The sequence below is a fragment of the Mediterraneibacter sp. genome (assembly GCF_030825015.1).
Taxonomy (GTDB): Bacteria; Bacillota; Clostridia; order Lachnospirales; family Lachnospiraceae; genus Mediterraneibacter.
This window is the reverse complement of sequence record NZ_JAPJQP010000031.1, coordinates 1-13,224: the sequence shown is the minus strand read 5'-3', so window position 1 is coordinate 13,224 and position 13,224 is coordinate 1. Positions and strand designations below refer to the sequence as shown.

13 protein-coding genes and 2 pseudogenes are annotated in these 13,224 nt (G+C 38.3%); 13 read left to right on the top strand and 2 right to left on the bottom strand.

Features of this window, described 5'->3' with window-relative positions; translation table 11 throughout:
• Positions 1-203 precede the first annotated feature (203 nt).
• From RCH61_RS09495 to guaA, 9 genes and pseudogenes are all read left to right on the top strand, one after another.
• A complete protein-coding gene (locus tag RCH61_RS09495; protein ID WP_306480568.1) occupies positions 204-1,178 on the top strand; it encodes a hypothetical protein in 975 nt (324 codons plus the stop codon).
• A gap of 203 nt (positions 1,179-1,381) precedes the next feature.
• Positions 1,382-1,762 (top strand): DUF4230 domain-containing protein, encoded by a 381-nt coding sequence (locus RCH61_RS09490; protein ID WP_306480570.1) that lies wholly within the window; start codon positions 1,382-1,384, stop codon positions 1,760-1,762.
• A 709-nt stretch (positions 1,763-2,471) separates the two neighbouring features.
• The gene (locus RCH61_RS09485) at positions 2,472-2,639 is read left to right on the top strand and encodes a hypothetical protein (RefSeq protein ID WP_004221459.1); all 168 of its coding nucleotides are present in this window, start codon (positions 2,472-2,474) and stop codon (positions 2,637-2,639) included.
• A 95-nt stretch (positions 2,640-2,734) separates the two neighbouring features.
• Positions 2,735-4,237 carry an ATP-binding protein gene (locus tag RCH61_RS09480; protein WP_306480567.1) on the top strand — a complete coding sequence of 501 codons (1,503 nt, stop codon included), beginning with the start codon at positions 2,735-2,737 and terminating at the stop codon, positions 4,235-4,237.
• A gap of 158 nt (positions 4,238-4,395) precedes the next feature.
• Positions 4,396-5,964 (top strand): recombinase family protein, encoded by a 1,569-nt coding sequence (locus tag RCH61_RS09475; RefSeq protein WP_306480566.1) that lies wholly within the window; start codon positions 4,396-4,398, stop codon positions 5,962-5,964.
• A pseudogene (locus tag RCH61_RS09470) lies at positions 5,951-6,109 on the top strand (sporulation transcriptional regulator SpoIIID); the annotation flags it as partial. The gene RCH61_RS09475 and the pseudogene RCH61_RS09470, both read left to right, overlap by 14 nt.
• A 115-nt stretch (positions 6,110-6,224) precedes the next feature.
• Complete coding sequence (locus RCH61_RS09465; RefSeq protein WP_306480565.1) at positions 6,225-7,772, top strand: response regulator transcription factor; 1,548 nt, start codon at positions 6,225-6,227, stop codon at positions 7,770-7,772.
• A gap of 246 nt (positions 7,773-8,018) precedes the next feature.
• On the top strand, positions 8,019-8,246 hold the full coding sequence (locus tag RCH61_RS09460; protein ID WP_306480564.1) for an HPr family phosphocarrier protein: 228 nt from the start codon (positions 8,019-8,021) through the stop codon (positions 8,244-8,246).
• 331 nt (positions 8,247-8,577) lie between these two features.
• Positions 8,578-10,125, top strand: coding sequence for a glutamine-hydrolyzing GMP synthase (gene guaA / locus RCH61_RS09455; protein ID WP_306480562.1), 1,548 nt, complete (start codon positions 8,578-8,580; stop codon positions 10,123-10,125).
• A 225-nt stretch (positions 10,126-10,350) separates the two neighbouring features.
• Here guaA and RCH61_RS09450 read toward each other — a convergent pair whose 3' ends face one another.
• Both RCH61_RS09450 and RCH61_RS09445 read right to left on the bottom strand, forming a co-directional pair.
• Positions 10,351-10,722, bottom strand: a complete 372-nt coding sequence (locus RCH61_RS09450) for a pyridoxamine 5'-phosphate oxidase family protein (protein WP_306480561.1) — start codon at positions 10,720-10,722, stop codon at positions 10,351-10,353.
• Between the two features lie 16 nt (positions 10,723-10,738).
• Positions 10,739-11,266, bottom strand: coding sequence for a helix-turn-helix domain-containing protein (locus RCH61_RS09445; RefSeq protein ID WP_306480560.1), 528 nt, complete (start codon positions 11,264-11,266; stop codon positions 10,739-10,741).
• 180 nt (positions 11,267-11,446) lie between these two features.
• Here RCH61_RS09445 and RCH61_RS09440 point away from each other — a divergent pair, with 180 nt between their 5' ends.
• From RCH61_RS09440 to RCH61_RS09425, 4 genes and pseudogenes are all read left to right on the top strand, one after another.
• Positions 11,447-11,635 carry a transcriptional regulator gene (locus RCH61_RS09440; RefSeq protein ID WP_024739120.1) on the top strand — a complete coding sequence of 63 codons (189 nt, stop codon included), beginning with the start codon at positions 11,447-11,449 and terminating at the stop codon, positions 11,633-11,635.
• Complete coding sequence (locus RCH61_RS09435) at positions 11,635-12,726, top strand: site-specific integrase (protein WP_270522482.1); 1,092 nt, start codon at positions 11,635-11,637, stop codon at positions 12,724-12,726. Before RCH61_RS09440 ends, RCH61_RS09435 begins: the two co-directional genes overlap by 1 nt.
• Positions 12,716-13,051 carry a plasmid mobilization protein gene (locus RCH61_RS09430; RefSeq protein WP_173691050.1) on the top strand — a complete coding sequence of 112 codons (336 nt, stop codon included), beginning with the start codon at positions 12,716-12,718 and terminating at the stop codon, positions 13,049-13,051. The genes RCH61_RS09435 and RCH61_RS09430 overlap by 11 nt, the downstream gene beginning before the upstream one ends.
• Positions 13,041-13,224, top strand: a pseudogene (locus RCH61_RS09425) (hypothetical protein); the annotation flags it as partial. The gene RCH61_RS09430 and the pseudogene RCH61_RS09425, both read left to right, overlap by 11 nt.

Here is a 13,224-nt window from a genome sequence, read left to right as displayed (position 1 = left end):
TCAACAAAAAGATAAATCAAAAAGAAAGTTGCCAACGATTACTTGACAGTAACTTCTCCAAGTCTTTTACATACGCAGATTGAATTGCATATAGATAAATGATATACTTTATTCAAGTAAAACAAATGAGATATTTTTTGAAATGAGTCAGGTGAAAGGAGAAGAACAAAAGAGCTTGTTCAAGGAAAGAGATGGAGAGAAAAATGGGGGGATTTGTTGCCAATGTAGGGGCAAATGCAAAAGGTTTGTTGGGAAAAGCTAAGGATATTACAATTCATATGATTGATCAGAATGATGACGGAAAAATTGATTTAACCGATGTATCTGAAATTGCAGAATCTGTAGGAACTACTATGAAAAAGAGTGCACAGGCACTAATGGAAACGGCAGAAGAAAAATCACGAATGTTAGAATTGAAAGCCTTAAATCCGATTTTTTTAGAAACTTTGAATGATACAGAATTTATTGTACCTAGATTTGTAAGAATCACAGAGCGGGATAGGAAGCATGCAGAAAGCGAAGTGTGTAAAGGCTCAATCGGATTTGTTTCTGAGCAAAAAGGACTTCGCATGGTTAATATTTTTCGGGATTCAGTAGATACATTTGGGTTATTGTTTTATCCAAATTGTAGTAGCGAATTTTATTATGTGGATCCAAGTGATAGAGATTGTTATATTGCGCTGGATGACTATTTTGGATATTTGAAACTTGCACGTATAAATGAATTGCAAAAACTTGCACAAGACCTTGGCGCAAAACACTTTAGAGTTACATATAAAGAGGAAAAGACTACTTTTTCAGAAAAGAAAGCGAAGGGTAACGTAAAAGCGAGGGGAACGGTTGATGTTGAGCATAATTATAATGATAAAAAGTATTCAACAGTAGAAGTTGCATCAGAAATGACGTTCCCAGGACATGTTCCTGTAAATCCGATGGTGAAATATTTGAAGCATGATCCTAGTGTAAAAACACTAATATCTATGCGAATGGATGAAACGGCACCGTTGCTTCATCAGAAATTTATGTTAAAATTGAGTAATTCTTCAGGAATCAAAGAAAGTGAAGCGATTAAAATAGATGCAGTGTTGAAAGGCATGAAGTGTGCAGGGAATGCAACTGTTGTCAGTGAAGTTCAGAATGAATCTAGAAGATATTTGGAGTATGAGATAGATTTTTAAGTGAATAGAAGCGGATTGGATGAAAGACTTTAAACTGAGGACATAACAATGAAAAAGTTGTAGAATGATTCAAAAAATGAGAAAGAGAGAATATACATATGGGAAAATTCAGAAATGAACTGGAAGATATTGATGAGTGTGACGATGTAGTTGATAACATTAAACACATGTCTTCAATCAAGAGAAAAGTAATAAAGTGAAGTATAGTTATATTAGTAAGCATACTAATAGGAGGTGTATGTGGTTGGCGAATCCATGCATATTTTACTAAAGAAGATTCACTACCTACAAATTATATCACGGCTAAACTACAAGATGCTGCTGAATTGACAACTCAGACAATAACATATACTTCACGAGTACCTATGACAGATGGGAAAATACCTTTCATTACTAAGAAAAGTTTTGTCATGTATTACAATGCGACTCTTAGAGCTGGCGTGGATTTATCGGAGGTAGAGGTAAAAGAGCGTGGTAATGATAAGATAGTAGTTAAGTTGCCACATGCTACTATTCAGGGAACTCCGAATATCGATCCGAATTCTATTGAGTTTAAGGATGAAAAGAAAGCTATTTTGAATTAGAATAAAAAAGAAGATGTCGCGGAGGCATTAGCAGAAGCTAAAGAGGATTTAGAATCTAATCCGTCTATTGATATAACGTTATTGTTGCAAAGAGCTGACGAACATGCAGAAGAACTAGTACACATGTTATTAGATGATACATATGATAATCACGAGATAATAGTTCAGTTTAAGAACTGATTTACGAAAGTAGGGAATGATGTGATGCTGCGTATGAAAAGTTTCTATAGAGCAAGATCCACCCCAGTATTACCATATCGCAATTTCTTGCATCACTTGATGGGGAGCATCCCCATACCTGCTAATTGGCTTCGCAACAAAAATTATATTTTTGGATAAATACAGTTATATGATTTCAGAAATGAAATTGTATGGCTGTTTTTTTGTCTTCAAATACTAATTTCCAGGAAGTGCTGCTTTTACATTTTGGGTAAAAGCCAAGATATTTTTATGGGTATGGGGTGTCCCCGTCAAAAAGAAACTCATGGGATGACATGGAGAGAAAAACGATAATGTTAAACATGGGTGGATCTTGCTCTGTAAAAAAATAAAAGAAATATGGAATTCAACCCTGTAAAAGAGTTCATTTTCCTTTCGTTATATAGAGGGATATTCAAAACGATTAAAGAATTGGAGTAAGGTTAAGGTCTATTTCAATAGATATTTTCATAGTAATGGACAAAGAGAAAAGGGAGGTGGAAGCGCCGCTATGAAGAAACAAAAACTGAATTATCGTTTTCATAATCCGAATACTGCGGAAGTGACCGCCGATTACATATTAAAAGTATTTATTGAGGTAAATGCGAAGAAAGTTGACCGAGTCATGCAGGAGGTGGCTGAAAGGAATATGGAAGAGGACAAGCATGAGGAAAAATAAAAGATTTGGGAGTACAGGTTTACTTGTGTTCTTGATGGAAAAAGGGTAAACTGATGAATAAGAAGTTGCAATTTTGAAGGGAGAACTTGATTATTATGAGAAAAGAATTTGATATTTCACAGTTCGATAAATATAGAGAAGATAACAGAAGAGAAGTGAAGAAAGCGAACGGAGGATTGCCGGTTTCGTTATGGGACACATATTCTTCTTTTGCAAATTGTTATGGCGGTGTCATTATTTTAGGGATTAAAGAAGAAAAAGATGGAAGTTGGCGAACAACTGGATTGCAAAATGAATCGAAATTGCGTAAGGATTTTTGGGATACGATTAATAATCCGAAGAAAGTAAACCACAATTTATTAACGGATGACGATATAGAGACCTATACAATAGGTGAAAGAAAAGATGTTATCATGGTGATATATGTTCCTATGGCAAAGAGGGAGCAAAAGCCGATTTATATTAATAATGATATTTTTAACGGAACGTTCCGTAGAAATTATGAAGGCGATTACCATTGTACCAGATTGCAAGTAAAAGCAATGCTTCGCGATCAGACAGAGAGAACGATGGACATGGAGATTTTGGACAAGGTTCCTATGGAAGATTTGAATTATGATACAATTCATGGGTATCGTAACAGCCATAGAACTTTGAAGGAAGGGCATCCTTTTGAACGACTGAACGATCATGAGTATTTAAGAAGTATTGGAGCAGCGGCTGTTTCCGAAGAAGATGGGAAATTGCATCCAACAGCAGCGGGTATGCTTATGTTTGGAAATGAATATGATATTGTTCGGCATTTTCCGGAGTACTTCTTGGATTATAGAGAGGAAATGGATTCTGCAATTCGTTGGACTGACAGATTACAATCCAGTTCAGGCGAGTGGTCGGGTAATGTTTGTGATTTTTATTTCAGAGTTTATAATAAGATAATCAAGGATATCAAAGTACCATTTAAAATGGTCGGAGGAGAACGTGTGGACGATACGCCGGTTCATAAAGCACTCCGCGAGGCTTTGGCAAATTGTTTGATTAATGCGGATTATCATGGCGTTCGAGGTGTGGTAATTAGGAAAGAGATGGATAAAATTATTTTTGCAAATCCAGGCTATGTCCGAACCGGTAAAAAACAGATGCGTTTGGGTGGAGAATCTGATCCGCGGAATAAATCACTTATGAAAATGTTTAACTTGATTAATATAGGTGAACGTGCAGGAAGCGGAGTCCCGAATATTTTCAATGTATGGAATGATGAAGGATTTGTTGAGCCAGAGATAGAAGAAAGGTTCGATCCGGATAGAACAATTCTGACGCTTTCTTTTGCGAAAAAAGCGACGAAAAAAAGCGACGAAAAAAAAGCGACGAAAAAAAGCGACGGAAAAAGAGTGACGAAAAAGCGACAAGAGCAGTATAAAAAAATCCTTACTTTTATGCAGCCTGATGTATGGTACAAAGCAAGTGATTTAATGAATGTATTGGGAGTGAAAGAAACAAGAACAAAAGAATTGCTGCGAGCGTTAATTACTGCTGAAAAACTTGTAGATGATGGGGCAACAAAAGGAAAACGATATAAGAAAGTCGATGAATACAATTAGATAAAATTTTATTCGAGGTTATTCAGGAATTTATCCAAACTTTAGACAAGATATTATTGAATTTATCAGTAATATCTTGTTTTTCTGTTTACGAATCTTTATTTTGATATATAATATAGATGTAACAGAAAAATAATTAGAAACAGAGAGGTAACACTATGAAGATAGCAGCCTATTGCCGTGTTTCCACAGATAAAGCCGACCAGCTTAACAGTTTAGAAGCGCAAAAGGAATTTTTCTCCGAATATACGCAACGTACCGGAGATGTTTTGGTAAAATTATATGCAGATGAAGGTATTTCTGGAACGAAAATAAAAAATCGTAAGGAATTTCTTCGCATGATGTCTGATGCAGAAAAAGGAATGTTTGATATGGTCGTTGTAAAGGACATTTCTCGTTTTGCCAGAAATACCGTGGATCTTTTACAGAATGTTCGTAAATTGAAAGCATTAGGAATTGAAACCCAGTTCCTGACAGCGAATATGACAAGTATGGGAAATAGTGAGTTTGTTCTCACCATCTTCGGAGCATTGGCTCAGGAAGAAAGTGCGAATACATCTAAGCGAGTGAAATTTGGAAAGAAACTAAACGCGGAAAAAGGACGAGTTCCGAACATTGTATACGGATACGATAAAACAATCGGAGATTATTTCAATCTTGAGATCAACAAAGAAGAATCGAAGATTGTAAAGCAAATTTATAAGTGGTACACAGAAAAAGGATATGGTGCTGCCAAGATTTCTAATATGCTGAATGAAAAGGGGTATCGGACAAAGAGAAACTGCAAATGGAGCCAGAATGCCATCTGTCGGATTTTGACCAATGAGATTTATACGGGAAAGATTATCAATGGAAAGCAGGAAATCAGTGATTTTCTGACTGGTCAGAGAAGAGAGAAGGATGAAACGGAATGGCTTGTTGTGGAACGTCCGGAACTTCGTATTATTGAAGATGAGGTGTTTGAAAAAGCACAGGAAATTCTTCGTGGAAGGAACGATGCATTCAATCTGAATCATGAGAGGCAAAGCAATAAGTATCTGTTTTCTACATTGATTAAATGCAAAGAATGTGGCTGGTCTTTCCGAAGAACTGTTCGTACTTACAAAAATACCTATGTGCGTTGGGTTTGTTCCGGAAGAAATGGAAAAGGAGCGGATAGCTGTCCAAATAAAACTGTTGTAGATGAAGAAGAGTTGATCCAGGTTTTACAGGAATATTTTAATCGGGTTCTTCAACAAAAAAATAAAGTGATTGACTATGTTGTGAAAGAATTCCAAAGAGTGTACAAAGCAAAAGATGAAAATGCAGAGTACGAGAAGGAATTGAATTTGCAGATTGCCAGATTGAAGAGAATGCGACAGAAATATATGGATATGTATACCGATGATTTAATCTCCAGAGAAGAATTGAATGATAAGTTGGGTGGTACTCGCCAGGAACTGGAGCGTCTGGAAAATGAATTGAAAATGGTATGCAGTAATTTGACAAAAGGAGATCAGATGGAAAAAATCTTGAATGATACCTTTAAGCAGATTGAGGATATTACGGATGTTCACGAGATGACCAATGTACAGTTAAAGAGATTGATCAAGAAAATAGAAGTAGATAAAGATGGAAATGTGGATATTTACCTTCGATTATTAGGTGATTTGGGATTAAATGAAAGTATTTTAGTAGCAGACGAATGTGAAAATAAAACAGCTCTAAATAGTAACGACCAAACATAAAGATGTGACAGAACGCCTTATACAAATTAATCCGTCTTTGGCAAAAGAGGCGCGAAAAGTGTTGGATACAAACAAGTCAGAACGTCATATTCGAGGCGGAATGGCTACGCGGGAAAAATATTTGCACAAAATGCTGCCGGGTTAGCGCAGAAAGTCTTTACAAACCAAGCCTGTGCCGAATATACTAGAAAGATACAGCAAGGTACGATTTAGTAGTAGATAAGAAATGCAAAAGCTTTATATTCAGGCGGAGGTGACGAATGAGGATCGTAATAGTTGACAGCGACGAGATATCTAGAACGATGATAAAAAAGGCTGTAAACACAGTGGCTGAAACGCACAAAATCAAGTCGGGATGTGTGATCGTCGGAGAAGCTGCGGATGGGCGGAAGGGATGTGAGCTGATTATAGAAGAACGCCCGGATCTTATTATTATGGATCTTGAACTGCCGGGTAAAAACGGTCTGTCACTTTTGAAAAAAGTACGGTCTGCGCAGATTCACAGCAGAGTGCTCGTAATTACAAAAGATAATGATTTTGACAGGACAAGACAGGCAATCAGTTTAGGTGTTGATGAGTATTTATTGAAGCCGGCGAAAAAAGTTCAGATTATGAAGGCTCTGCAGATGATCGAGGACAAGTTGGCTGGAGAACTTGTGATTGAAACAGCGCTTTCTGTGGAAAACATTTTTATGGCGTGTTTAAACGGTCAGATCCACAGTGATGAGATTGTGGATGAAATCACATATGAAAAGTATGGATTTACACTTTCGGATTCTGGGAATTTGTTTGTAGTATGGCTTGGAAACGGATACATGGAACAGAAAGAGATGACATACAAAATATTGGAAAAGCTCGGACAAAATCAGGAGTTTTCGGTTTGTGTACTTCCGATTGACGAGTGGCATCTTTTTACGGTAGTTATATATGGAAGAGAGAAAAAAACAGCACGCTGCGCCTTTTTTGAAAATGTAGTTATTCCTCGTTTGAGCGGAATGATTCGAGGAGAGCTGGTCTGCCTTTGGGATGAAGCAGAACGATTGGAAATGTTGAACGTATCTCTTAAAAATCTTCGGACAATCAGAGAATGGAATCTTTTCTTTGACAGAGGAGATTTGATCCGGTGTAAAGATGTAGAAGCAATGGAAATTGTTCCGCTTAAGTATCCGTCAGAATTAGAACATCGGCTGCGTCGGGCATCAGTTACTGTTGATCGGAAAGAAATTATAAAGTGTTATGATGCACTGTATGATTTGTGTAAACGAGATCCGCATAGTCCCAGTCAGATAAAGGAAGTGTTCATTCGATTTAATATGGCAGTTTTAAATTCTTATAAATTAAAAAAAGAAATTCATTCGGAACTTCAAATTCAAAGAAGTATGCAGGATATTGCAAAGGCTATGAGCTGGGGCGAAATCCGCGCTGCGGTAGAGCTGTTCTTTCAGACATTGAATTTTCAGGCCGAAGAATCGGACGAATATGCACAGTGGAGTCCTCTTATTCAAAAAGCAGTGCAAATGGTAAAAAAGGAGTACGATCAAGGAATTACTTTGGAAGAACTGGCGGATAAATTATTCGTTTCCGAAGAATATTTGAGCAGTCAATTTAAGAAAGAGACAGGAAGTGGATTTAAAGAAATGGTGCGGTCATTGCAGATCGAAAGAATTAAAGATCTGCTTGCTAATACAAAGTTGAAATTAAATCAGATTGCAGAACTGGCGGGATATTCGGACGCTAAATATATGAGCAGGGTGTTCAAAGAGGAAGTAGGCGTGCTGCCAAGCGACTTTCGTAAGTCTGCGCATTGAAAATTAAAAAATGAGTTGTAAACTATAACATTTTTGAGAAAACTAGAAAAATTATAATAGTGAAAAGCAGCATAAATGCATTAAAAAAGTACTCTTATATAAAAAAATTCACCCTTTTAACTTTGAAAAAATGTGATAATATGAGGTCTGGCAATAAAAGGGAAAAAATTTCCGAAAAATTAAAAAGCGGATCGCCGAAATTTGTATAATTAATTTCCGCATGAATATTCAAAGGAGAGGTGAAAAATGAGTGAAATGAAGATTACATTCAAGCATCCTGATGAGATTCTTGAATTTGTAAACACAGTCTCCAAGTATGAATTTGACATGGATATGAAAAAGGGACATGTAGTCGTAGATGCAAAGTCATTACTTGGAATTATGCATCTTGGTATTAATAGTGAAATAGCGTTGCAGATGTATACAGACGATTGTGAAGATCTTTGCAGAAAAATCGCAAAATATGCTGCGTAAGAAAAGTATCAGGTAGAGCAAGCGCATCGGAATGTATAGATTAGCCTGCAGATGAAAGTAAAAATAGAAGAACTGAAAACTACAAAATAGAAAAATACGAAAGTAGAGAACAGAAAAATACAAAAGTACAAAATAGGAAAATACGGAAGTATAAAATAAAAGATATAAAAGTACAAAGTAGTAGAATATGAAATAGTTGAGAATAGTAAATTCCTGACGTATAATAAAATGCGTCGGGAATTTTTGCGTTATACTTGTAAAAACAGAAATGCTCAACTATAATTAGTACATAAAAAGCGGTCGTTATACCGTGTTGAACAGGAGGACAATCTTGAAAAATGAACTTGTGATCGTGCTTGATTTTGGCGGGCAGTACAATCAGCTCGTTGCCAGGCGCGTAAGAGAATGTAATGTGTATTGTGAGATCTATTCTTACAAAACCGATATTGAGAAGATTAAAGTAATGAATCCGAAAGGAATTATCCTGACGGGCGGACCAAATAGTTGTTATTTGCCGGATTCCCCTACCTATACAGACGAGTTGTTTAAACTTGGGATTCCGGTTCTCGGATTGTGCTACGGCGCACAGCTCATGATGCATGTTCTTGGCGGAGAAGTGAAGAAGGCAGATGTGAGGGAATATGGCAAAACAGAAGTTTTGATTGATAAAACATCTTCAAAAATTTTTGAAAATGTTTCATCCTCTACAATTTGCTGGATGAGTCACTTTGACTATATTTCCAGGATCGCTCCGGGATTTGAAATATCTGCACATACGGCAGATTGCCCTGTAGCTGCCGCAGAAAATGCAGAGGAAAAACTTTATGCGATTCAGTTCCATCCTGAAGTACTTCATACGGCAGAAGGAACGAAGATGATCAATAATTTCGTGAAAAATGTGTGCGGCTGTGCCGGAGATTGGAAGATGGATGCATTTGTAGAAAATACGATTGATGCAATCCGCGCTAAAGTCGGAGATGGAAAAGTATTGTGCGCTCTTTCAGGAGGTGTAGATTCTTCGGTTGCAGCGGTTATGCTGTCAAAAGCAATCGGAAAGCAGCTTACTTGTGTGTTTGTCGATCACGGTTTGCTGAGAAAAAATGAAGGCGATGAAGTAGAGGCCGTTTTTGGACCGGAAGGTCCATATGACCTTAATTTCATCCGTGTGAATGCACAGGAACGATTTTACGCAAAATTAAAAGGCGTGGAAGAGCCGGAAGCAAAGAGAAAAATTATCGGTGAAGAATTTATCCGTGTATTTGAGGAGGAAGCAAAGAAAATCGGAGCAGTGGATTTCCTCGTACAGGGAACGATTTATCCGGATGTGGTGGAAAGCGGTCTCGGAGGTGAGTCGGCGGTTATTAAGTCTCATCATAACGTAGGCGGTCTGCCGGATTATGTTGATTTTAAAGAAATCATAGAACCGCTGCGAGATCTCTTCAAAGATGAAGTGAGAAAAGCAGGACTGGAATTGGGAATTCCTGAATACCTTGTATTCCGTCAGCCGTTCCCTGGTCCGGGACTTGGCATCCGTATCATCGGAGAAGTCAACGCAGAAAAGGTAAAGATTGTGCAGGATGCAGATGCTATTTATCGTGAAGAGATTGCAAATGCAGGATTGGATAGAAGTATCGGTCAGTATTTTGCGGGACTTACGAATATGAGAAGCGTTGGTGTGATGGGCGATGAGAGAACTTATGATTATGCGATTGCACTTAGAGCAGTTAATACGGTTGATTTCATGACTGCAGAAGCGGCAGAAATCCCATATGAAGTGCTTAATAAAGTGATGAGCAGAATTATCAATGAGGTTAGAGGCGTTAATAGAGTCATGTATGACTTGACGAGTAAACCACCGGGAACGATAGAGTTCGAATAAGTTGGAACATCATAAAAACTCAGTGTTTATGCGGGGGACAGGACTTTCAAGATGTATTTTGATAACAATTTGATAACAGTTGCATAAGAGCCATTATTCTTGTAATCGAGTGGTTTTATGGTTAGAGAATGATTGACAGGCGGTTGTGTAACAAATAAATCCATATTATAAACTAAGCCCTTAGCTGTGGGTATGAAACTCATGGCTAAGGGCTTTTTGTCGTGTTTACGAATAAAATTCGCTCTTTGTGATTTCGATTTGAAAGAGATTGAAATGTGGTGCATTGGTTGAAGGATAATGTTTTGATAACACGGGGCATTCTTCTAACATCTTTTGTTTAATGGTTTGGTCGAAACATTCGGTTGCAACTCCGCTTATCCTTATCCAATCTCTTGTGCCGCTTTTAAGAGCGATTATCTGCATTTTATTGTGTTCAGAAAGTTGTTTATATACTTCTTTTGTATCAGCAGTAGAAATGTATAGGAAGTTATTATATTCCATAATCGCACCAAAAGGTCTGCCTGCTGGAAAATCATTATTTTGTGTTAATACAAAAAATATCCCACATTCTTTGATGAAATCGTATGTTTGACTCATGTGCATACCTCCGAGATTAGTCCTTGAGTTGATCTTTGAACATTTCAACTAAAGCGTCACTAAGTTCCTGTGATGGTACTTTCGCCCATCTCTGTGTGGTATCGAATTTCGGATAGTGGTAACGCCAGTTATCGTATTCTTCCTTACTGATTTCTTCGGAAGATAACTTGTCCGCCTGTTCTTTCCAAGCATAGAGCATTTTCAGTAGTTCGTGGGCGTCGTTTCCTTTGTCCCTGTTGACTTTCAGACAGACTTCTCCGTCTGCTTCGCTGACAGTCAGACCATATAAATCTTCAAGGGTAAACAAAGTGTGCATCAGCCCGATATAGCTGTCAATGTCGGGTACATCAAGGGCATGAGGGGAAACATCAAGTGCCTGTGCCAATGCAGCAGTAAGTTCCGCTTTTGGTTTTCTTGTGCCTGTTTCATATTGTGCTAAACGAACATCGGCACTTCGCTCAGGAAAGCCGACAATCGTACCAAGATATTTTTGTGTCATTCCACGCAGAATGCGGAAAAAATGTATTCTCTCTCCAATCGCCATAATCATCGCTCCTTGTATATGTAGTGTAATCAGTATAGCAGATATGTTTAGGCGAAGTCAAGATAATACAAAACAAAAAAGTTTAATATTTTTCCAAAAACCACTTGACACAAACAAATATGCTTAGTATAATGAGTTCAAAATTAAACAAATAAGTTTAGAGAAAGAGGAGGGCAATCTATGGAGAACAAATTTATTCGTGCCGAAGAAGTGGCACAGGAACTAAGCGTATCAAAGCCTTATGCCTATAAGTTAATCCGGCAGTTGAATGAGGAACTGAAAGCCAAAGGTTTTATTACGATTACAGGGCGTGTAAACCGCCAGTATTTTTATGAAAGGCTCTACGGAGCAGGAAAGGAGGAAAAGTAATGCCGGTATTTAAGAATGAGGACAATGGAACATGGTATGTGATGGCAAGGTATGTGAACTGGAAAGGCGAGCGTAAGCAGAAATGCAAACGTGGTTTTGCCACCAAGAAAGAAGCTCAGGAATGGGAGAGAATGTTTCAGTTACAGAATGCGTCTGACCTTGATATGAGCTTTGAAGCCTTTACCGAACTGTATATCCGGGATGTGAAAACCCGTCTGAAGGAGAACACGTGGCTGACAAAGGAGCATATCATCCGCACGAAGATACTTCCGTATTTTGGCAAGTTAAGAATCAGCGAGATTTCCACAAAGGAGATTATCACATGGCAGAATGAACTGCTTGCCTATCGGGATGAGAAGAAAAAGCCATACTCACAGACCTATCTAAAAACGCTGCATAATCAACTGTCAGCCATATTTAATCATGCGGTACGTTATTATGAGTTGCGTTCCAATCCTGCCGCAAAGGTGGGAAATATGGGAAGTGAGGAACACAAGGAAATGCTGTTTTGGACAAAAGAAGAATACAAGAAGTTCTCTTTTGAGATGATGGACAAGCCAGTTTCCTTTTATGCTTTTGAAATGCTTTACTGGTGCGGTATCCGAGAAGGGGAGCTGCTTGCACTGACCGCAGCGGATTTTGATTTTGAGAAAGAAACGGTCAGAATTAACAAATCTTATCAGCGGCTACACGGAGAAGATGTGATTACCACACCGAAAACAAAGAAAAGCAACCGCATTATTAAAATGCCGAAGTTCCTTTGTGAAGAAATGCAGGAGTATTTGAAAATGCTTTACGGATTGAAGAAAAAAGACCGCATTTTTACAGTTACCAAAAGTTATCTCCATCACGAGATGGACAGAGGGGCAGAAGCCGCAGGCGTAAAGCGTATTCGCATTCACGATCTCAGGCACAGCCACATCAGTCTACTCATTGATATGGGATTTTCAGCGGTGGCGATTGCAGATCGTGTGGGGCATGAAAGCATTGACATCACTTACCAGTACGCTCATCTGTTCCCGTCAAAGCAGACGGAAATGGCAGATAGATTAGATGATTTAGGGAAAGGGGAGATTGCAAATGTCAGCTAAGAACAGAGATAACAAAAACCGATGGAGAAACATCACAGTAGGATTTCGGGTATCTCCCGAAGAAAATGAACGCATCAACAAGGCAGTTGCCTTATCGGGGCTGCCCAAACAGGAATACTGTTACCGCCGCTGTCTGAATCAGGATGTGGTGGTACAGGGCAATCCGAGAGTGTATAAGGCACTCAAACTGGAACTTGCCGCTGTCCTTACAGAGTTAAAAAGGATTGAAGCAGGGAGCAGCGTGGATGAGGAACTGATGAACGTAATTGAACTGATTGCCATTATTCTTGGCGGTCTGAAAGGAGAGGATGAGAATGGAGAATAAAAAAGAAAAGACTACTCCGAATGTATCTGTTGGCGCAGATATGGAGCAGCCAATTCAAAAAATCGCTGAAAATAGTATATCCGAGTATGAGGAAAATATCAAGAGTTTTGAGGAAATGCGGCGGCGTAAATTTACTGTAGGAATTATAGTGGCAGAAACTGCCGGATGTGTTT